Below are 21,009 nucleotides of genomic sequence, written 5' to 3' on the forward strand. Positions count from 1 at the left end.
CCCTTGACGAATCTTTTTCATTCATTCGTTTTCGCAAATCCCCGCCGACAAAGCAGCCAGGGCGACTCTTGAGTCTTACACGGCATGCGCAGCTTTGGAGCATGGGTCTTTGCGGATGCACTTAGAGGCAGACCCATGACCCAGGAAACCGGCGGCTTCGCCGCTTTTAATCTTAATCCGAATATTCTTGCAGCCGTCATCGCGACTGGCTACGAAGAGCCTTCGGCTATTCAGCATCAATCGATCCCGATCATCATGGCCGGTCACGACATGATTGGTCAGGCGCAAACCGGTACGGGTAAAACCGCTGCGTTCGCCCTGCCGATCCTGCATCGCATCGATCCTGCTAAGCGCGAGCCGCAAGCCCTGATCCTGGCGCCAACCCGTGAGTTGGCGCTGCAAGTAGCAACCGCTTTCGAAACCTACGCCAAGCAAATGCCGGGCGTTACCGTTGTGGCCGTTTACGGCGGCGCCCCTATGGGTCCACAACTGAAAGCAATCCGTAATGGCGCACAGATCGTTGTCGCCACTCCGGGCCGTCTGTGCGACCACCTGCGTCGTGACGAAAAAGTGCTGTCGACCGTGAACCACCTGGTTCTCGACGAAGCTGACGAAATGCTCAAACTGGGTTTCATGGACGACCTCGAAGTTATCTTCAAGGCCTTGCCTCCAACCCGTCAGACCGTATTGTTCTCGGCCACCTTGCCGCAGTCGATCCGTGCCATTGCCGAGCGCCATCTGCGCGATCCGCAACACGTGAAGATCCAGACCAAGACTCAGACCGTTACCGCGATCGAACAGGCTCACCTGTTGGTTCACGCTGACCAGAAGACCTCGGCTGTATTGAGCCTGCTGGAAGTTGAAGACTTCGATGCCCTGATCATGTTCGTGCGCACCAAGCAAGCGACCCTGGACCTGGCCAGTGCTCTGGAAGCCAAAGGCTACAAAGCCGCTGCGCTGAACGGTGACATTGCTCAGAACCAGCGTGAGCGCGTGATCGAATCCCTCAAGGATGGTCGTCTGGACATCGTTGTGGCGACCGACGTTGCTGCTCGTGGTCTGGACGTTCCGCGCATCACTCACGTGTTCAACGTTGATATGCCGTACGACCCGGAATCCTACGTTCACCGTATCGGCCGTACCGGCCGTGCCGGTCGCGAAGGTCGTGCACTGCTGCTGGTGACTCCGCGTGAGCGCCGCATGCTGCAAGTGATCGAGCGTGTAACCGGTCAGAAAGTTGCCGAAGTTCGCCTGCCGGACGCTCAGGCTGTTCTCGATGCCCGCATCAAGAAACTGACCAACAGCCTGTCGCCGCTGGTGGCTGATGCCGAATCGACCCACGGTGATCTGCTCGATCGCCTGACTGCCGACATCGGTTGCACCCCGCGTGCACTGGCCGCTGCTCTGCTGCGCAAGGCAACCAATGCTCAAGCGTTGACCCTGGCTGCAATCGAGAAAGAACGTCCACTGGTGCCGAACAACGCACCGCGTGGCGATCGCCCAGAGCGTACCGGTGATCGTCCGGACCGTGGTGATCGTGAGCGTCGTGCTCCGGTTCCATTGGCCGAAGGTCGTGCTCGTTGCCGTACCGCGCTGGGTGCGCGTGATGGTATCGCTGCCAAGAACCTGCTGGGCGCTATCCTCAATGAGGGTGGTCTGGCTCGCGAAGCAATCGGTCGCATCCAGGTGCGTGACAGCTTCAGCCTCGTTGAGCTGCCGGAAGATGGTCTGGAGCGTCTGCTGACCAAGCTGAAGGACACTCGCGTTGCCGGTAAGCAATTGAAGCTGCGTCGCTATCGCGAAGATTGATCCGCTCTCGGGCTGATTGATCGAACATAAAAAATCCCCGACTGGTTCGGGGATTTTTTTGCCTGCCGTTTGTAGCCGCTGCGTTGTGGCGAGGGGATAAATCCCCTCGCCACAACGCAGCTGCTGCAGGGTTACTCCGTTACCGACCCGCCGCCCGCAGTGATCACTTGCACGCTCATGCGTGGCGTCGCCAGGTCGAGCCCGGCTTCGTCCAGATGCCGTTTGAGCGACAGGTTGAACGCTCGGGACACTTCCCATTGCTTGATCGGTGCGGTCTTGAACCGGGCACGAAGAATCGCGTTGCCTGACTCGAAACTCTCGACACCCTGTATTTCCAGAGGCGACCAGATATTGCGCCGTTGCAGTGGGTCGGTGCGCATCTTCTGGCCGACGTCGCGCATCAGTTTGATCGCGTTATCGATGTCCATGTTGGAAGGTATCGCCACCCGGAAAATCGCGTAGCCGAATTCCCGGGAGTAGTTCTTGATGCTTTTGATTTCGCTGAACGGAATGGTGTGGACGATGCCGTCGATGTCCCGCAGGCGCACGGTGCGAATCGTTAATCCTTCGACGGTGCCCAGGTGGCCGCCGACGTCGACGTAGTCGTCGATGGCCAACGAGTCTTCGATAATGATGAACAGTCCGGTGATCAGGTCCGCCACCAGTGACTGTGCACCGAAACCGATGGCCAGACCGATCACGCCGGCACCGGCCAGCAATGGCGTGACGTTCATGCCCATGTTCGCCAGGGCGACGATCAGCGCAATGATGAAAATCGCCACGAACAAGACGTTGCGGATCAGCGGCATCATCGTCTGCGCGCGGGCATTTGCCAGGCCTTTGCGCGAGCGGGTGAGGGCGTGGTGCACGGCGGTGTCGCTGAGAATCCAGATCAGCCAGGCAAAAATCAGCGTGCCGCCAAGGCTGAACAGTTTGACGCTGACTTCATGGCCTTCGCCTTCGGTGAAGCGGATCAGCGACATGCCCCAGACCCGCAGGCCGAGTTCGATGAACGCCAGCCACACCACCAAGTGGGCGAGGGTGTAGAAGAAGCTTTTCAGGCGATCCGAATACAGTGCATGACGCTTCACACTGCGCTGTGGTTTGAGTGAATGGCGGCGCACCAAGCCGTTGATGACCATGCACAACACCAGCAGCACCGTGCAGATCAGTGACTGGCGTAGCGCAGTGCTGGTATCGCCGGCCGAGACGAACGTGGCGAACAGGGAAATACCCACCAGCACCAGCGCCGGCATGTACCAGAAGGTCCCGAGAATCTCGATCGTGTCGCTAAGGGCGCGGCGGGTCAGGCGTCGGGACAGCGGTTGGTTGCGGATCAAGTGGGCGATGGGGCGACGGAACCGCAGGATGAACAGCCCCGTGGACAATGCCGCCAGTACGTTGGCGACCGTCGCGGCGGTGTGCGCCAGATGAATGCCAAGGCTTTCGACCAGTCGCGGATCGCTCAGGGCTTCACCGAAGGCGGCGAAACTGCCGATCAGCCACAGCGGCCGAAAGGCTTGATGCCGCAGGATGTACAGGGCGCGGTGGCGGTGTGGGCCGTCAAGCACCGAAAAGGCGATCACGCAGATCGCCGAAAAACAGGTGCCAACCACCAGCGCATAAGCCAGCACCATGGCCAGGCTTTTGCCCAGTGACGAGGGCAGGGCGTAGCTCATGTAGACCGTCATCACCAAAGCAATCAGCCACGGCCCGAGTTTGCGCAGGGCGAAGCGCAACATGTCCAGGGCCTTGGGGTGCTGCGGCAGTTCTTCGGTCAGGCCGAAGCGCATCCGCACCCGGTGGCTGACCCAGATCAGCGCGGCGGCCAGCAAACTCCAGAGCATCAGGATCATGGCAAAGGCAAAGATGATCGGCAGCCATTCATTGGCCGGCAGCACCAGCGCTGTCAGTTCATCCTCAGCCAGTTTGAACTCTTCGGACCAGCGAGTGAGAGGGCTGTCCGCGCCGGAAAACTGTTTTTCGAAACTGGCGAGGGTGCCACCGATCAATCCCAGGACGCCTACTTCGGTGACCGGCTGGGCCTTTTTGGTGACATCGCGCAGCTTCTTCAAATCCGCCAGCAATTTGGTGCGTTGCTGATCGTTTTCCAGCGACTTGATGACTTCGTCCAGGGATTGCCCCAAGGGCTCTTGCGCCTCTGGCTGTTTTGCCGAGCTGTTGAGCAGGCTGGGCAAGCCGACCGCCTGGGCGGGTGCCATCGGCAGCAGCGTCATGAGGCAGACAAGGAATAAAAACGGCAGGGCAGAAAGACGAGCGAGCACTAGGCGGTCAACCTCGGGGTGAGCGGATCGACCGAGTGTACGAGCCCGTCAAAATCAATGCGAGCCAGAGGGGAGGATTTATTCGTTGAGTTTGGCGAGGATCTTGAAAATCACGGTGGCGAGGATCATCAACATGCCGATCCACATCGCGAACACGCCGACGTTCTTGTCACGAAAATTGAAGCCGATTGCCAGCATGATCATCCCGGCAAGAATCGGAATCAGCATGGCGTGGAACGAAGACAACGAGATCATGAGCGACTGCCTTGTCGTAGGGGATGTTTTAAAGTTTAGGTCGATTTCGAATTGTAGGAGCTGCCGAAGGCTGCGATCTTTTGATATTGCTTTTAAAAACAAGATCAAAAGATCGCAGCCTTCGGCAGCTCCTACAGAGGCGCGATTGTTTTAGGGGTTAGGGCAGCTCGCGGCAGGCGTAAAACGCGCTCAGCACTTTGACCAGGTGCGCCAGGTCATGGCTGCCGCACAGTTCACGGATCGAGTGCATGGCGAAGGTTGGCAGGCCGATGTCCACGGTGCGCACGCCCAGGTGGCTGGCGGTGATCGGGCCGATGGTCGAGCCGCAACCCATGTCGCTGCGCACCACGAAGCTCTGTACCGGCACTTCTTCGGCCATGCACAGGTGGCGGAAGAACCCGGCGGTTTCGCTGTTGGTGGCGTAGCGCTGGTTGCTGTTGACCTTGATCACCGGGCCGGCGTTGAGTTTCGGGCCGTGGTTGGCATCGTGCTTGTCGGCGTAGTTGGGGTGCACGCCGTGGGCGTTGTCAGCCGAGACCAGCAGGGATTTCTGAATGGTGCGCACGAATTCATCGCCTTCAGGCAGCAGGCGACGTAGCGTCTGCTCCAGCATCGGGCCATCGGCGCCGCAGGCCGAGCAGGAACCGACTTCTTCGTGGTCGTTGCAGACCAGCACGCAGGTTTCGTCGGTTTCGGTGGTCAGCAAGGCTTGCAGGCCGGCATAGCACGACAGCAGGTTGTCCAGGCGCGCCCCGGCAATGAAGTCGCCATGCAGGCCGATGACCGCAGCGCTTTGGGTGTCGTAGAAGCTCAGCTCATAGTCGAGCACCACGTCGGCGTTCAAGCCATGTTCGCGGGCGAGTTGATCGGTGAGCACGGCGCGGAAGTCCACGCGCTCGTCACCGGCAAATTGCGCAAGGATTGGCGGCAGTTCGGTCTGGGCGTTGATCGCCCAGCCCATGTTGGCTTCACGGTTCAGGTGAATGGCCAGGTTCGGGATGACGGCGATCGGCGCCTTGAAGTCGACCAACTGGCTCTCGACCTTGCCGTCACGGCGGAAGGTCACGCGGCCGGCCAGGGACAGGTCACGGTCGAACCATGGTGCCAGCAGTGCGCCGCCATAGACTTCGACGCCCAGCTGCCAGAAGCCCTGACGTTGCAGTTCCGGCTGGGGTTTGACCCGCAGGCACGGGCTGTCGGTGTGCGCGCCAACCAGGCGAATGCCGCCGTGCAGGGGCGAATGACGGCCCATCTTGAACGCGACGATCGACGAGTCGTTACGGGTGACGTAGTAACGACCGTTGGCTTCGGTTGTCCATGGCTCGCGCTCGTCAAGGCGTTGATAGCCCGCCGCTTCCAGGCGCTGAACAAGGCTGGCGGTGACATGGAATGGGGTAGGGGAGGCCTTGAGGAAATCGATCAGGCCTTGGTTCAACTCTTCGCGCATAAGTAGCTCCAGACAGCAATGGCGCAAGTTTAACGTATTGGCTCACGGCATTGCAGAGACAATGCCGTTCGACGTGCGCCAGCTGCCGATTGGCGAAGAGGATGAGTCAACCGGTGATCAGCTTGCCATTGAGGAACACTTCGCGACGTTGCTTGCGGCCGACATATTCATGTTTGCTCGCGAGGTACACCTCGTTGAATTTTTCCTTCGAGATACCCGGGATCTGTCGAATGTATTCGTCCACCAGTCGGTCATAGGCGGCTTCGGTGATCAGCTTGTAGATGTCCCGGCGATAGAAGAAGCCCAGTTGAAAACCCAGGGTTTCGCTTTGATGGTTTGTCTGCCCGGCAAAGCAGTTTTCAAAGTCGATGGCTTTGAGCGGAGTCTGTGGTGTTTCCGGGATCATGATGTTGCCAGCCCAGAAATCCATGTGCGTGATGTTCTTCCGGGACAGGGCGCTCAGCAATTCGAAGGCGTCGAGAATGAATGTTTCGACGTTGTCCGGGTTGCGTTTAAGCCATTGCACACCGTCGATGTGATCGTCGAGCAGGCGCGTGATAATGAAATACTCCTGGGTTAGCCCCAGTCGGTCCTTGGTATAACCGAACCCTTGCAGCGGCGGCATTTGCACGCCACGGCGTTGTGCTTCGAGCGTATTGATCAACTCTTCCAGCGGCCAGTCGAATCGGCCATTGCGCTGTGGTTTGCCAAAGGTGACCCGCACTTTTGCCTTCAGGGTGTCCAGCGGCTGGACCTTGGCAAACAGTGGCGTATCGCCGGAGGCCAGCGGTGCACTCGCACGGGTGAGCTTGTGGGCACGTCGTTTGTGTATGAGCTGTTCAAGCGCCTGTTGTGCTTCGGCTGAAGGCTGCTCGCTAAGGTGCAGCGTGGTGTTGAACAGGCAGAAGGTGAACGGGTAGTCGTCTTGGAGTGTCTTGTTGCTGAGCACGAGTGCTTCCTGCCTGATATCAAAGTGCCGTTATTTTACGTTTCATTACAAATTCATGACAATATTTTCACGCCATTTTCACGTCTATTTGTAACAGGAAATAAAAAAGCCCTTCGATGGAAGGGCTTTTTTGGGTTCGGCGGTTTCTTAAAACGGGGCAGGACACTCGAAGCGCAAGCGCTCGCCGCTTTGCGGGTGAGTGAAGCTCAGCATGCTCGCATGCAAACAGAGTCGTGGCCAGGCGGCCAGTGCTTGCTCGTGGGCATACAGCCCGTCACCCAGCAGTGGGTGGCCGATGGAAAGCATGTGCACGCGCAACTGATGGGAGCGGCCGGTGATCGGCGTCAATTCGACACGACACCAGTCGCCGCAACGCTCCAGTACGCGCCAGAAGGTCAGGGCGTGTTTGCCGAATTCATGGTCCACCACATGGCGTGGCTTGGTCGGCGGGTCGTAGCGCAAGGGCAGATCGATGCTGCCACTGTCCAGTTCCGGTTGTCCCCAGCACAGGGCGGTGTAGGCCTTTTCGGTTTCGCGGTCGTGAAATTGCCGAGACAGCTCGCGATGCGTGTCCGGATCACGGGCCAACAGGATAATGCCGGAGGTTTCCCAGTCCAGACGATGGACGATTCGCGCTTCCGGGTAGCCGTTTTCCTGCAGGCGGGTAATCAGGCAGTCCTTGTTGTCATCGGCCCGGCCAGGGACGGAGAGCAGCAGGGTCGGTTTGTTCACCACCAGTACGGCGGCGTCCTGATGGATGATGCGGATGTTGGACAGCGGCATTAAAACAGCCTCGTAACAAACGCCAACGGCGGCTCAGAACCTTCATTGTCCCCTGTAGGAGCTGCCGCAGGCTGCGATCTTTTGATTCTGCTTTTAAAACAAGATCAAAAGATCGCAGCCTGCGGCAGTTCCTACAGGGGCTCAAAGATTCTGAGCCGCCGTGGCTCCTGTCTGATCGACTAGCGGTCAGGCAGGGTGATATTGAGTTCCAGAATCGAGCAGCTGCCCTGGTTTTCCAGAGCGACGTGCACGTCATCGGACCCGATATTGACGTACTTGCGGATGACCTCGACCAATTCCTTCTGCAAGGCTGGCAGGTAGTCCGGTGTACTGCGTTGGCCGCGTTCGTGCGCCACGATGATCTGCAGACGCTCTTTCGCTACCGACGCGGTGCTGACCTTTTTGCTGGCACGAAAGAAGTCAAAAAGATTCATTATCTACCTCCAAACAGGCGCTCGAAGAATCCCTTCTTCGTTACATCGAGAAAACGATGCTCCACGGTTTTGCCCAGCAGACGATCGACCGCATCGCTGTATGCCTGACCGGCATCGCTCTGGTCGTCGAGAATCACGGGCACGCCCGAGTTGGAAGCTTTGAGTACCGCTTGGGATTCCGGAATGACACCCAGCAGGGCGACCGCCAGAATCTCTTTGACGTCTTCGACGCCGAGCATCTCGCCGTCACTGACTCGTTGCGGGTTATAGCGGGTCAGCAGCAGGTGTTCCTTGATCGGGTCTTCGCCCTTTTCCGCACGGCGCGATTTGCTGGCCAGCAGGCCGAGCATGCGGTCCGAGTCACGAACCGAGGACACTTCCGGGTTGGTCACGATAATCGCTTCGTCTGCGAAGTACATGGCCAGGTGAGCGCCTTTTTCGATGCCGGCCGGAGAGTCGCAGACCACGTATTCGAAGTCTTCTTTCAGCGCCATCAACACTTTTTCCACGCCTTCGACGGTCAGCGCGTCTTTGTCGCGGGTCTGACTGGCGGCCAGTACGTAAAGGTTTTCCAGGCGTTTGTCTTTGATCAAGGCTTGTTGCAGGTTGGCTTCGCCGTTTACCACGTTGACGAAGTCATACACCACGCGGCGCTCGCAACCCATGATCAGGTCGAGGTTACGCAAACCGACGTCGAAGTCGACGATAACTGTTTTGTGACCGCGCAGTGCGAGGCCGGTACCGATAGCAGCACTGGTGGTGGTCTTACCCACACCACCCTTGCCGGATGTAACCACGAGAATCTTGGCCAAGGTGTTTCACCCCTAAGGAAAAAGGACATTTAGCCCCTGAAAAACATCTCTAGAAAAACTACTGCAGTCGGACAGCCTTGGCTGGAATTCGGTCCAGAACGGCGCTTACCTCGGGTAAACACTGCTTATGGCCTTTTTCCTACTTCGTTTGAGCCGTTTTCGCTACGTTTTAGAGATGTTTGGAAAATGCGGCAGTATCCGTTAAAGCCGAATGATGTTCAACACATCGCCCGACAGGCTGACCTGTACGCCCGCGCCCCACAAAGGGTCGCGACGCAGATCCTCCGAAACCTTGTAGTGGCCTGCGATGGAGACCAGTTCAGCGCTCATTTGCTGACAGAAAATCCTGGCTTTCGTGTCGCCTTTGACGCCGGCCAACACTCGACCACGCATCGGGCCGTATACATGGATGTTCCCGTCGGCGAGAAGTTCCGCCCCCGGGCTGACCGACGAGATCACCACCAGATCGCTGCCCTGGGCATAAATCTGCTGCCCACCGCGTACGGGCGAGGTGATGATCTTCGTTGGCTTGATAGTCGGCTCCGGCGGTTTTTCCGGTTTTTTCTTGACCTGGCCTTCGAGCGGGTCCAGCGGGCGCTCACGGGCGCCGGACGGTGGCAGCACCGGCAGGTCGACCGCGATGGCCGCGGCGATGTCTTCGATGCGGCTGGCACGGATCGCCAGGGTGCGCAGGCCATGCTGGCGGCAGACACGCATCAGGCCGGGCAGATCGACGGCACCTTCGCTGGCCGGGAGTTTGTCCAGGGCCAGCACCAATGGCGCGTTACTAAAGAAGTTAGGCGCCTGGGCAACCTTGGCGGCCAGTTGACGATCGAGGTTCTCGAGGTCGTTACGGGCCAGTTCCAGCACCGTAATGGCGAGCATGCTGCCTTTCAGCTGGAACACGGGATCTTGGTCTAGCGGTTCGGTTTGGCTCATGGTCGGCATACAACGACTTGTCACTAAAAGTGCCGAGACTTATAACGAGAACGCCCGCAAGCCGCAAGCCGGGTCTAACGATGTAGAATGCGCGGCCATTGTCTTTCCGGAACCTTTAATGGATCGCCCGCGTTTTCGAAAAACATTTCTTATGCCGCGTTTCTGGCCACTGTGGTGTGGCTTGGGGCTGTTGTGGCTGATTGTGCAGCTGCCGTATCCGGCGTTGCTGTCGATCGGTCGCGCCCTGGGTGCATTGATGTATCGAGTAGCCGGCGACAGACGGCGCATTGCCAAGCGCAATCTCGAACTGTGTTTCCCTGAAAAAACCGCTGCCGAACGCAAGCGCCTGCTCAAGGAAAACTTCGCCTCAACGGGCATCGCGTTTTTCGAAATGGCCATGAGCTGGTGGTGGTCGCGCGAGCGTCTGGCGAAGCTGGCCCATATCGAAGGGTTGGAACATCTGAAAAAAGCCCAGCGCGACGGCAAAGGCGTGATCCTGATGGCCGTTCATTTCACCACGCTGGAAATAGGCGCGGCATTGCTCGGCCAGCAGCACACCATTGATGGCATGTACCGCGAACACAAGAATCCGTTGTTCGACTACGTCCAGCGCCTGGGGCGCGAGCGGCACAACGTCGATTCGCTGGCGGTGGAGCGCGACGACGTGCGCGGCATGCTCAAATTGCTGCGGGCAGGCCGGGCAATCTGGTACGCACCGGATCAGGACTATGGCGCCAAGCAAAGTATTTTCGTGCCGCTGTTCGGGATTCAGGCCGCGACCGTCACTGCCACCAGCAAGTTTGCGCGGTTGGGCAAGGCGCTGGTGGTGCCGTTCACTCAGGAACGTCTGGCGGATGGCAGCGGTTATCGACTGGTGATTCATGCACCGCTCGAAGGTTTCCCCGGCGAAACCGAAGAAGCCGATTGCCTGCGGATCAACCAATGGATCGAAGGCGTCTTGCGCGAGTGTCCGGAGCAATACCTCTGGGCTCATCGTCGCTTCAAGAGCCGTCCCCCGGGTGAGCCGAAGCTGTACGCAAAACGCGCTTGAACCACCGATCCCTATAAGCACCATGGAGTGTTGCGATGAGTCCTGCTGAACCGGTTACAGGGTTGATTCTTTCCGGCGGCGGGGCTCGGGCGGCCTATCAGGTGGGTGTGCTGGCGGCAATTGCCGAGCTGTTGCCGGTCGGCGCGAGCAATCCGTTTCCGGTGATCGTCGGCACCTCGGCCGGCGCAATCAACGCGGTCAGCCTCGCCAGTGGGGCGATGGATTTTCGTGGTGCGATTCAACGTCTGACAGCCTTCTGGCAGGGCTTTCGCAGTCATCTGGTGCTGCGCAGCGACTGGCCGGGCGTGATCCACCAGGCCAGCCGTTTTGTCAGCCACAGTTTGCTCGGTATTGGCGCTTCGGTGCCGGTGGCTTTGCTCAACAGTTCGCCGCTGCGCGGATTGCTCGACGACAAACTGCAGATGAGCGGGATTGCCGAGGCCATTGCACAGAAGCAGTTGCAGGCGGTTGCGGTGACCGCGTTCGGCTACGAGTCCGGTCAGGCGGTGACCTTTTATCAGGGCGGCGGCACCATCAATGCCTGGTTGCGCCATCGGCGAATCGGCGTCCCCACGCAATTGACCGTCGATCACTTGCTGGCCAGTTCAGCCATTCCGCTGTTGTTTGCGCCAGTGAAAATCGGTGAAGAGTATTTCGGCGACGGCGCGGTACGTCAGTCGGCACCGATCAGCCCGGCGCTGCACCTGGGCGCCAGCCGGGTGCTGGTAGTGGGCGTCAGCGGCAACCCCCGCGGCGTCGACCCGGAACAACCGCTGCAACGCGCCTACACCGGCCAGCAGCCGAGCCTGGCGCAGATCGGTGGACACATGCTCAACAGCACGTTCATTGACAGCCTGGAAAGCGACATTGAGTTGCTGCAGCGGCTCAATCAGTTCAGTCATCTGCTGCCCGATGGCACGCCGACGCGCGCGCTGGGTGTGGCGCCGGTAGATGTGCTGGTGATTTCGCCGAGTCAGCCAATCGATGAGATTGCGGCGCGGCATCGGCAGGAGTTGCCGGCGGCGCTGCGTCTGTTTCTGCGCGGGCCGGGGGCGACCAAGACGAGCGGGGCGGGGGTGCTGAGTTATCTGCTGTTCGAGGCGGGGTATTGCAGCGAATTGATTGATTTGGGGCGACGGGATGCGTTGGCCAAGCGGGATGAGTTGTGTCGGTTTTTGGGGTTGTCATAAAGCAAAGATCGCAGGCTGCGCCAGCTCCTACATTGGAATGCATATCCCTGTAGGAGCTGCCGAAGGCTGCGATCTTTTGACTCTAAATCAGAAGTGAACCTTGACCAGGAAGCTGGTTACGCTCTGATCGGTTTTGAAGCCCTGACTGTCTTCAATACCGTACTTGTTTTTCCAGTAGTCATACTCGACGCCGACGTACAACTGCTTTTCGCCAAGATTCAGCGCCTTGCCCAAGTCGTATTTGACCTGTGGATTGAAGTGCAGGTTGGCGTGGTATTCGCCTTTTTTGTTGACGTCGTTGTCGACCACCCAGTCCATGAAACCGTCGATCAGGATGTTCGAATCACCCACCGGGATGGTGTAGGACCAGACCGGAGTGACCTGCCAGATATTGTCACCTGGGCGGTCGCCTTCGGTATGACGGTTGTAGAAGTTCAGCTGGAAGTAATCGAAGCCCGGGATCGCCAGGTCAAAAGCAGGACCGACCAGGTAGGACTCGGTATCGTCTTCACCGAACTCGTAAGTCATGGCCAGCAACACGTCTTTGATCGGGCCGAACTCGAGTTTCTGATCGAAGATCTTGCCGAACGAAAGGCGCGGGCTGATTTCACCGTAGTAGGTGTTCTCACCGGCGAAGGAATCTTCCTTGCCGTTGTAGAAGATCTTGTCGACGAACATGAAGTTGTCGCCGTATTTCCAGCCATCGACGTGTTCGAAGGTCACCGTCTGCTGAATGCGCGGGTTGACCTGGAAGTCCTTGCCATACAGGTAGGTCAGGCTGTTGTTCTGCCATTGCAGCAAGTCGCCGGCCATGGCCTGGCCCCCGGCCAGCAAAGATCCCGCCAGCATCAGGCTAGTGCACGTACGTTTCATTCGGTTGCTCCCAAAAAGTAGGTGGTTCCACGTTATTTTTCTAAGGTCGGCGCTCTGGTGTGGCGCCTTTTCTGTAGCTGTAAAAAATCATCCAATCGGTCAGCTTCAGTGCTGTTAGCAAGAGCTGAGCCAAGGCTTTTGAAAAGCCAAAAAACTCCCGTTCGGCGGCTCAAGAGCAGTCGATTGAGAGTGGTTTTGGAGTGCCTTGGTACCGTCCAGCGCCGGGATAAGTTGGCTTTCTGGTCAGGAATTAAATCCGGGCTTTTTTTTAGACCAGATTCGGGCGGCCGCGGAGAATACTGACTCCTTGGCCAGGTCTCAAGTGCCCCGCAACAGCGCACCGACGACAGGTTTGGAGCACGGTTGCGGGCCATCTTAAAAGTGCACCTTCACCAGCAGGCTGGTGGTGTTCTCATTAGTGTCGAGGTTGGCGTTGTTTTCGATGCCGTATTTGTCTTTCCAGTAGCTGTATTCGACGCCGACGTACACCTGTTTCTCCCGCCAGCCCAAGGCCTTCCCCAGGTCATATTTGATCTGCGGGTTCAAGTGCAGGTTGGCGTGGTAGGTGCCATGTGAGTTCTGGTCGTTATCCACGACCCAGTCGATGTAGCCGTCGATCAACAGGTTCGAGTTGCCCAATGGCAGGGTGTAGGACCAGGCCGGCGTGATCTGCCAGACATCGTCGCCGGGACGCGAACCTTCGGTCTGGCGATAGTAGAAGTTCAAGGTGAAAAAATTGAAGCCCGGTACCGCGAGGTCGAAACCGGGGCCGATCAGATAGGCCTCGGTGTCGTCTTCGCCATTCTCGTAGGTCATGGCCAGCAGCACGTCCTTGATCGGGCCGAATTCGAAACGGCGGTCAAGGATTTTTCCGAAAGACAGGCGCGGACTGAACTCGCCGTAATAGGCGTGAACGCCTTTGTTCCGGTCTTTCTCGCCGTTGTAGTAAGTGCTGTCGACGAACAGGAAGTTGTCGCCGTACTTCCAGCGGTCGGCGTGCTCAAAGGTTATCGTCTGCTGGATCGACGGGTTGACCGCGAAATCCTTGCCATACAGATAGCTCAGGCTGTTGGTCTGCCACAGCAGTAAATCGCCGGCCATGGCCTGACTGGCGGCCAATAGACCACCGCCTAACAGCATGTTTGTCTGTGTGCGAATCATCTGTTGCTCCCTCTTGTTTTTATTGTTTTGTGGCGAGGGGATTTATCCCCGTTTGGCTGCGAAGCAGTCGTAAAACAGGCGAATGCGGTTTGCTTGAGAGAATGCTGGGGCCGCTTTGCGACCCAACGGGGCGGTGCGACGTTTCGCTAAATCCCCTCGCCACAGAGGTTCGATCAGTGCGGGTGGGCGTGGCAGTCGTTGATGGCCGCGCGTTCGGCGCCGCCGAGGATGTTGAACAGCAGGTTCAGCGACAGCGCACTGAGCGTGGCCATGGCGATTCCGCTGTGGGTGATCGGGCTCATCCACATCGGAAGGTGCGCGAAGAATTCCGGACGGACCACCGGGATCAGCCCCATGCCGATGCTCACCGCCACCAGCAACTGGTTGCGACGGTCGCCGATGTCGGCTTCCTGAAGAATCTTGATGCCGGTGGCGGCGACCATGCCGAACATCGCAATCGCCGCGCCGCCCAGTACGGCGGGTGGAATCGATGCCACCAGAAACGCCGCTTTCGGCAGCAAACTCAACACCACCAGCAAACCGCCGGCGACGATGGTCACCGAGCGGCAACGCACGCCGGTCATCTGCACCAGGCCGATGTTCTGCGCGAAAGAGGAGTGGGTGAAGGTGTTGAAGAAACCGGCGAAGAACGAGGCGCCGGCATCACACAACAAACCGCGACGCAGCATCCGTGGGCAGACGTCCTGACCGGTAATTTTGCCCAGCGCCAGGAACATCCCGGTGGACTCGACGAAGATGATCACCACCACCAGGCACATGGACAGGATCGGTGCGAGTTCGAATTTCGGCATGCCGAAATGCAGCGGGGTCACGAATTGCAGCCACGGCGCCTGGGCCATGCCGCTCAGGTCGACCATGCCGATCAGGCCGCAGAGTACGTAACCCAGGCACATGCCGATCAGCACGGAAATGTTGACCCAGAAACCGCGCATGAAGCGATGGACCAGCAGAATGGTGGCCAGCACCAGCGCGGCGATGGCCAGGTAAATCGGTGAACCGAATTCAGCGGCGCCCGCACCGCCGCCAGCCCAGTTGACGGCCACGGGGAACAGCGACAAACCGATCGAGGTGATGACTGTTCCGGTCACCAGAGGCGGGAAGAAGCGTACGACTTTGGACATGAATGGCGCGATGATCATGCCGAAGAATCCGGCGGCGATGGTCGCGCCGAAGATCCCTTGCAGGCCGATGCCAGGCATGCCGGCCATTGCCACCATACTGCCGACAGCGGCGAAACTGGCGCCCATCATCACCGGCATGCGGATGCCCATGGGGCCGATGCCCAGCGACTGCACGATGGTAGCGATCCCGGCCACCAGCAGGTCGGCATTGATCAGGAAGGCGATTTCTTCACGACTCAGGCCAGCGGCCTGTCCGATGATCAGCGGCACCGCGATGGCTCCGCCGTACATCAGCAGAACGTGTTGCAGGCCGACCAGGATCAATTGCAAAAGGGGTAAACGCTGAATGGCGGGTGCGTCGGGGATGCGCGCTTCGGATAGCTCGGACATGCAACACCTCGGATCTTTTTTATTCTTGTGATTTTTTGTATCAGGGGACCTGTGGCGAGGGAGCTTGCTCCCGCTGGACTGCGTAGCAGTCCACTTCTTCTTAGGTAGAGAATGGGGCCGCTTCGCAGCCCAGCGGGAGCAAGCTCCCTCGCCACAAAAGCCCGCTTGTCACAGGCTTTTGTGTTGCTTAGTTGGTTGGAGCTCCCTGAACAATCCACGCGCCGATCAGGTCACGTTCCTGCTGGGTCATCTGGGTGATGTTGCCCAGTGGCATGATCTGGCTAGTGACCGCTTGAGCCTGGATGCGTGCAGCGTTCTGACGGATCTGCTCGGGGGTATCGAACATCACGCCAGCCGGTGCAGCACTGAACAGCGGGCTGGTCGGTTTGGCAGAATGGCAAACCGCGCAACGCTCCTGGATCACGCTGTGAACCTTGTCGAAACCGGGGCCGGCGTTGGACGCCTGAGCCGGTGCAGCGGCAGGCGCAGCAGGTTTCGCCGCTTCAGGTTTGGCACCGCCACCAAGGGCAGTTTCCGGCAACGGCTGGTACTCGATGGTGCCAGGCGCCTTGGCCACTTCAGGCGCGCTGGGCATCTGCGCCGGGCCAGTCACGTAAGCCAGGCAGATCATGCCCACTGCCGCAACGGGCAGGGTCCAGGCAAATTTGTGGCTGTCATGACGGGTGTTGAAGTAGTGACGCACCAACACCGCCAGCACCGCGATCCCGGCCAGGATCAGCCAGTTATATTGGCTGCCGTAGGTGCTCGGGAAGTGGTTGCTGATCATGATGAACAGCACCGGCAAGGTGAAGTAGTTGTTGTGACGCGAACGCAGCAAGCCTTTGGCCGGCAGCGCCGGATCCGGCGTGCGGTTTTCGGCAATCGCGGCAACCAGTGCGCGCTGCGCCGGCATGATGATGCGGAACACGTTGCCGACCATGATGGTGCCGATGATCGCGCCGACGTGCAGGTACGCACCGCGACCGCTGAACACTTTGCTGAAGCCGTAAGCAGCGCCAATGATCAGCACGAACAGGATGAAGCCGAGCAGGGCAGGGCGTTTGCCCAGGGCCGAGTCGCAGAGGAAGGAGTAGACGAACCAGCCGACGAACAACGAGGCAATGCCCAGTGCGACCCCTTCAGGGCCGGTCAGGCTGCTGCCCGGTGCCAGCAGGTACAGCGTCGGGTTGGAGTAGAACACCACGCACAGCAGCGCGATCCCCGACAGCCAGGTGAAATAGGCTTCCCATTTGAACCAGTGCAGGTTGTCCGGCATGGTCGGAGGAGCCAGTTTGTATTTTTCCAGGTGATAGATACCGCCGCCGTGGATCGCCCACAAATCGCCCGCCAGACCACTTTTCGGGTTGACCCGATTAAGGTTGTTTTCCAGCCAGACGAAATAGAACGACGCACCGATCCAGGCCACGCCAGTAATCATGTGAACCCAGCGCACGCTCAGGTTCAGCCATTCCAACAGATGTGCTTCCACAGTCTTTACCTCTCGCCTGTCACTCTGTTGTCGAGTGATCAGACCTTCTCTTATTGGTGGGGGGCAAGGATCAAACGCTCATCCTCTTTGAAAAAATGCTCATCGCAGTTATTGCCTGTGCCACTGCGATCAACCACCAGGAAGTCATCCCGCTTTTCGATCGTCAGCACCGGATGGTGCCAAACGCCGCGATGGTAATTAATGCCCTGCCTGCCGTTGGTGACGAAGGCGCGGACCAAGCCTGATACAGGTTCATCGCCAAGTGGCGCGACCACGATCAGAAAAGGGTTGCCGAGCAGCGGAATGAAAGCCTGGCTGCCCAGCGGGTGACGCTCCAGCATGCTGACGGTCAGCGGCATGTCCTGCGCGTCGGCGCGGAAGATGCTGATGATCGCGTTGTCCTCTGGCGTGGCGGTTTCCACCGTCGCCAGTTTGTGAAAGCGCATGGTCGAACCGTTGTTGATCATGAAGTGATCGCTGCCGTCGGTTTCGATCACGTCACCGAAAGGGGCGAAGGCTTCTTTGGTCAGCGGTTCAATCGTCAATGTGCGCATGCTGGTCTTCTTACCTTGAGTTCTGTGTTGTTTGTTCTATTGCTATCGCTGGCAGGCCAGCTCCCACATTTGGAATGCATTCCCCTGTGGGAGCCAGCCTGCTGGCGATTGGGTTCGGCGCTTATTTAGCGACCTTGCCGAGAACGCGCAGGCGGCTCACACCACCATCCGGGAACACATTGAGGCGGATGTGGGTGATCGGCCCCAGCGCCTTGATCTGCTCGGCGAAGGTGTGTTCGGCGTGCATTTCCAGTTTCTGCGCTGGCAGCAGTTCACGCCAGAACAGCGATTGGGTTTCGATCTGGCTGTCGGTACCGCCCTTCACGAACGCGCCCTGGATCGAGCACGTGTCCGGGTAGTTGCCCTTGAAGTGCAGGGTGTCGACGATGACTTTTTCGATCTCGCCGGCATGACCCAGCGCGACGATGACCCAGTCATTGCCTGGCGTACGGCGACGTGCAGTCTCCCAGCCGTCGCCCATGTTGATGCCACGGCCCGGGTTGAGGATGTTGCTCATGCGACCGAAGTGTTCGTCGGAGCAGGCGAGGGCGCGGCCACCGTTCAGGGCTGCTGCCAGGTCAACTTGCTCGTTGTCGCCCACAGCGGACCAGTCGCGGAACGGAATACCGTAAACACGCAGGCGGGCCACGCCACCATCCGGGTAGATGTTGAAGCGCAGGTGGCTGAAGGCCTGGTCGTTGTTGATTTCGTGGAAGTGGTGGCTGTTGCCTTGCAGCTCGACGGCCGACAGCACTTCAGTCCACTGGGTGCTTTCGTCCGGCTCGCCCGAGGCCAGGAAGCACGCTTCCAGAGAGGCCGACGGCGGGAAGTTGCCGGTGAAGAATGAAGTGTCGATGTCCACACCTTTGATCGAACCTGGTACGCCCAGGCGGATCACGGCGCTGTCGTAGCCTTCGAAGCGTTTGCGGCGCGACTCCCAGCCGTCCATCCACTTGCCGTTGTCATCGAACACGCCTTCTTTCCACACAGCCGGGGTCGGCTGGAACAGGCGGTTGGCATCAGCGAACCAGTCATCGGTGACCGAGATGATTTTGGTGCCCAGACGGGCGTCGGCCAGGTTGACGAACTTCTCGAAAGGTACGGCGTAAGCTTTCATTCTTCTTGTCTGCCTTTAATTAGTTGGCTTGGGATGCTTGCGGTGCCCTGGGCGATGTATGCGTTCAATGTCGCTCGGGCAAGGCTCGCTATAGGGTCAGTAATCGGAACAAGGCGATCTTGTTGATCTCCGCCAGCGCGCATTTGAATTCGGTATCGGCCGAGTTGTGAATGCGCGTTTCGAACGCCGCGAGGATCTGATGCCGGTTGCTGCCTTTTACCGCCATGATGAAGGGAAACTTGAACTTGGCCTTGTAGGCGTCGTTCAGCTCGGTGAAGCGCTGGAACTCTTCGGCCGTGCATTGGTGAATACCGGCGCCAGCCTGTTCATTCGTGCTGGCTTCGGTCAGTTGGCCCTGCACGGCAGCTTTGCCGGCCAGGTCCGGGTGAGCGTTGATCAGTGCCAATTGGCTGGCGTGATCGGCGCTCAACAGGATGTCGCTCATGCGCTGGTGCAGGGTTTCGATCTCGTCGATCGAAGCGTCCTGGCCCAGGTCGAAGGCCTTCTCGGCCACCCATGGCGAATGTTCGTAGATGTCGGCGAAAGCGGCGACAAACGCGTCGCGGCTAAGGGTCGACGGCTTCAGGGTTTGGAAGTGGCTCATTTTGCGGCCCCTTGGTACGGGTGGGTTTCGTGCCAGTGGCGAGCGATGTCGACGCGACGGCTGAACCACACCTGTTCATGACTTTTAGCGTATTCGATAAAGCGTTTGAGCGAGGCCAGACGCGCCGGACGGCCAATCAGACGGCAGTGCAGGCCGATCGACAACATCTTCGGTGCTTCGGCGCCTTCGGCGTACAGCACATCGAAGGCGTCTTTGAGGTATTCAAAGAAATCATCGCCCTTGTTGAAGCCCTGAACCTGGGTGAAGCGCATGTCGTTGGTGTCCAGGGTGTACGGAATCACCAGGTGCGGCTTGCCGGTCGGGTTGTTCGGTTCCCAGTAGGGCAGGTCGTCGTCGTAGGTGTCGCAGTCGTAGAGGAAACCGCCTTCTTCCATCACCAGTCGACGGGTGTTCGGACCGGTGCGGCCGGTGTACCAGCCCAGTGGGCGCTCGCCGGTGATTTCGGTGAGGACGCGGATCGCTTCGAGCATGTGCTCGCGTTCTTGGGCTTCGTCCATGTACTGGTAGTCGATCCAGCGATAGCCGTGGCTGCAGATCTCGTGGCCGGCATCGACCATCGCACGGATCACGTCCGGGTGACGCTGGGCGGCCATGGCCACGGCGAAGATGGTCAGCGGAATGTCGAATTCCTTGAACAGTTTCAGAATCCGCCAGACGCCGGCACGGCTGCCATACTCGTAAAGGGATTCCATGCTCATGTTGCGCGCGCCTTGCAGCGGCTGCGCCGAGACCATTTCCGAAAGGAAGGCTTCGGATTCTTTATCGCCGTGCAGGATATTGCGCTCGCCGCCTTCTTCGTAATTGAGCACGAAGGACAAGGCGATGCGGGCATTGCCCGGCCAGTGTGGGTGAGGAGGGTTACTGCCGTAACCGATCAGGTCGCGTGGGTAGTCAGCGCTCACTGCAGTCTTCCTTCTTATTCGATCGACTTGTTCAAGGTCAGGGTTGTGTGGCGGCCTGGCGATTTGATGACAGGCTGGCGTCACAGCGATGGGCTGATTGTATACAACTTTATATCCACTTTGTAAGCCTGTTTTTTTGCATTTTTCACGGACTGTCATCTTCACATGTTATTGCAAGAAACCTGCCTGATTGGTCAGCTAATGGATGGAAGGTCCTCTGGCCCTATGGCTCGGTGGCAGATTCGGCGGGAATCCACGAATAACGGGTATAGCGGTAAATATGTTGTTTTTATTGTGTACAATTTTTTTGAAAAGTGTCTTAATCAGTCGCTCGCCGCAGCGTTTCGTGCTCCGAATCGGTGCGGTCTCCTTTTCAACTGACTTTGGGAGGCGCGAGGTCTGACTGCTCCACGCAGGCAGGCGCGCAGAATCAATGGGACGTTTGACTACTCACGTTTTAGACGCTGCACACGGTTGCCCGGGCAGCTCGATCAAGGTCGAGTTGTATCGCGTTGAAGGTTCGCAGCTGGAACTGGTGGCCACAGCAGTCACTAACAGCGACGGCCGGGTCGATGCACCGCTGCTGCAAGGTGATGACTACCGTTCCGGGGTCTATCAGGTTCAGTTTCATGCGGGCGATTACTACCGCGCCCGTGGCGTTCAGATGCCAGAACCCGCGTTCCTGGATGTGGTGGTGCTGCGGTTTGGCATCTCTGCGGAACAGGATCATTACCACGTGCCGTTGCTGATTTCGCCGTACAGCTATTCGACCTACAGAGGAAGCTAGGACTTTCCCCCCCAA

General features: G+C 58.7%; 20 protein-coding genes. 4 read left to right on the forward strand and 16 right to left on the reverse strand.

Annotated elements, in window-relative coordinates; genetic code table 11:
- Positions 1–135 precede the first annotated feature (135 nt).
- Complete coding sequence (locus tag ACA059_RS10485) at positions 136–1,809, forward strand: DEAD/DEAH box helicase (RefSeq protein WP_129436966.1); 1,674 nt, start codon at positions 136–138, stop codon at positions 1,807–1,809.
- Positions 1,810–1,940: 131 nt separating this feature from the next.
- Here ACA059_RS10485 and ACA059_RS10490 read toward each other — a convergent pair whose 3' ends face one another.
- The 8 genes from ACA059_RS10490 to minC form a co-directional block, all read right to left on the reverse strand.
- Positions 1,941–4,094 (reverse strand): mechanosensitive ion channel family protein, encoded by a 2,154-nt coding sequence (locus ACA059_RS10490; protein WP_497633721.1) that lies wholly within the window; start codon positions 4,092–4,094, stop codon positions 1,941–1,943.
- 78 nt (positions 4,095–4,172) lie between these two features.
- A complete protein-coding gene (locus ACA059_RS10495) occupies positions 4,173–4,349 on the reverse strand; it encodes a hypothetical protein (RefSeq protein WP_165353224.1) in 177 nt (58 codons plus the stop codon).
- 157 nt (positions 4,350–4,506) lie between these two features.
- Positions 4,507–5,796 (reverse strand): M18 family aminopeptidase, encoded by a 1,290-nt coding sequence (locus tag ACA059_RS10500; RefSeq protein WP_497633722.1) that lies wholly within the window; start codon positions 5,794–5,796, stop codon positions 4,507–4,509.
- Positions 5,797–5,902: 106 nt separating this feature from the next.
- A complete protein-coding gene (locus tag ACA059_RS10505; RefSeq protein WP_497633723.1) occupies positions 5,903–6,745 on the reverse strand; it encodes a protein kinase family protein in 843 nt (280 codons plus the stop codon).
- A 147-nt stretch (positions 6,746–6,892) separates the two neighbouring features.
- Positions 6,893–7,528 (reverse strand): RluA family pseudouridine synthase, encoded by a 636-nt coding sequence (locus ACA059_RS10510; protein WP_008146175.1) that lies wholly within the window; start codon positions 7,526–7,528, stop codon positions 6,893–6,895.
- Positions 7,529–7,707: 179 nt separating this feature from the next.
- A complete protein-coding gene (minE, locus tag ACA059_RS10515) occupies positions 7,708–7,962 on the reverse strand; it encodes a cell division topological specificity factor MinE (RefSeq protein ID WP_007898843.1) in 255 nt (84 codons plus the stop codon).
- Positions 7,962–8,774, reverse strand: coding sequence for a septum site-determining protein MinD (minD, locus tag ACA059_RS10520; protein WP_129436963.1), 813 nt, complete (start codon positions 8,772–8,774; stop codon positions 7,962–7,964). Before minD ends, minE begins: the two co-directional genes overlap by 1 nt.
- A gap of 201 nt (positions 8,775–8,975) precedes the next feature.
- Entirely contained in the window at positions 8,976–9,713 is a 738-nt protein-coding gene (minC, locus tag ACA059_RS10525; RefSeq protein WP_497633724.1) for a septum site-determining protein MinC, read from the reverse strand.
- 118 nt (positions 9,714–9,831) lie between these two features.
- Between minC and ACA059_RS10530 the strand changes: the two genes are divergently transcribed.
- Positions 9,832–10,764 carry a lipid A biosynthesis lauroyl acyltransferase gene (locus ACA059_RS10530; protein WP_497633725.1) on the forward strand — a complete coding sequence of 311 codons (933 nt, stop codon included), beginning with the start codon at positions 9,832–9,834 and terminating at the stop codon, positions 10,762–10,764.
- A 35-nt stretch (positions 10,765–10,799) separates the two neighbouring features.
- A complete protein-coding gene (locus tag ACA059_RS10535; RefSeq protein ID WP_497633726.1) occupies positions 10,800–11,954 on the forward strand; it encodes a patatin-like phospholipase family protein in 1,155 nt (384 codons plus the stop codon).
- A gap of 87 nt (positions 11,955–12,041) precedes the next feature.
- Here the strand turns inward: ACA059_RS10535 and ACA059_RS10540 are convergent, their stop codons facing one another.
- The 8 genes from ACA059_RS10540 to puuE all read right to left on the reverse strand — a co-directional run bounded on the left by ACA059_RS10540 (position 12,042) and on the right by puuE (position 20,207).
- Complete coding sequence (locus ACA059_RS10540; RefSeq protein ID WP_497633727.1) at positions 12,042–12,827, reverse strand: outer membrane protein OmpK; 786 nt, start codon at positions 12,825–12,827, stop codon at positions 12,042–12,044.
- Between the two features lie 375 nt (positions 12,828–13,202).
- Entirely contained in the window at positions 13,203–13,988 is a 786-nt protein-coding gene (locus ACA059_RS10545; protein WP_415767072.1) for an outer membrane protein OmpK, read from the reverse strand.
- Between the two features lie 173 nt (positions 13,989–14,161).
- Positions 14,162–15,520, reverse strand: coding sequence for a nucleobase:cation symporter-2 family protein (locus tag ACA059_RS10550; protein WP_497633728.1), 1,359 nt, complete (start codon positions 15,518–15,520; stop codon positions 14,162–14,164).
- A 187-nt stretch (positions 15,521–15,707) separates the two neighbouring features.
- The gene (locus ACA059_RS10555) at positions 15,708–17,009 is read right to left on the reverse strand and encodes a urate hydroxylase PuuD (protein ID WP_497633729.1); all 1,302 of its coding nucleotides are present in this window, start codon (positions 17,007–17,009) and stop codon (positions 15,708–15,710) included.
- A gap of 50 nt (positions 17,010–17,059) precedes the next feature.
- On the reverse strand, positions 17,060–17,563 hold the full coding sequence (locus ACA059_RS10560; RefSeq protein WP_007960046.1) for an ureidoglycolate lyase: 504 nt from the start codon (positions 17,561–17,563) through the stop codon (positions 17,060–17,062).
- A 121-nt stretch (positions 17,564–17,684) separates the two neighbouring features.
- Positions 17,685–18,680, reverse strand: coding sequence for an allantoicase (gene alc / locus ACA059_RS10565; protein WP_131062432.1), 996 nt, complete (start codon positions 18,678–18,680; stop codon positions 17,685–17,687).
- Positions 18,681–18,768: 88 nt separating this feature from the next.
- Entirely contained in the window at positions 18,769–19,284 is a 516-nt protein-coding gene (gene uraD / locus ACA059_RS10570; RefSeq protein ID WP_497633730.1) for a 2-oxo-4-hydroxy-4-carboxy-5-ureidoimidazoline decarboxylase, read from the reverse strand.
- Positions 19,281–20,207, reverse strand: a complete 927-nt coding sequence (gene puuE / locus ACA059_RS10575) for an allantoinase PuuE (protein ID WP_059404690.1) — start codon at positions 20,205–20,207, stop codon at positions 19,281–19,283. Before puuE ends, uraD begins: the two co-directional genes overlap by 4 nt.
- A gap of 433 nt (positions 20,208–20,640) precedes the next feature.
- Between puuE and uraH the strand changes: the two genes are divergently transcribed.
- Positions 20,641–20,994, forward strand: coding sequence for a hydroxyisourate hydrolase (uraH, locus tag ACA059_RS10580; protein WP_497633731.1), 354 nt, complete (start codon positions 20,641–20,643; stop codon positions 20,992–20,994).
- The last annotated feature ends 15 nt before the right edge of the window (positions 20,995–21,009 follow it).

The organism is Pseudomonas sp. LBUM1647, assembly GCF_059716175.1.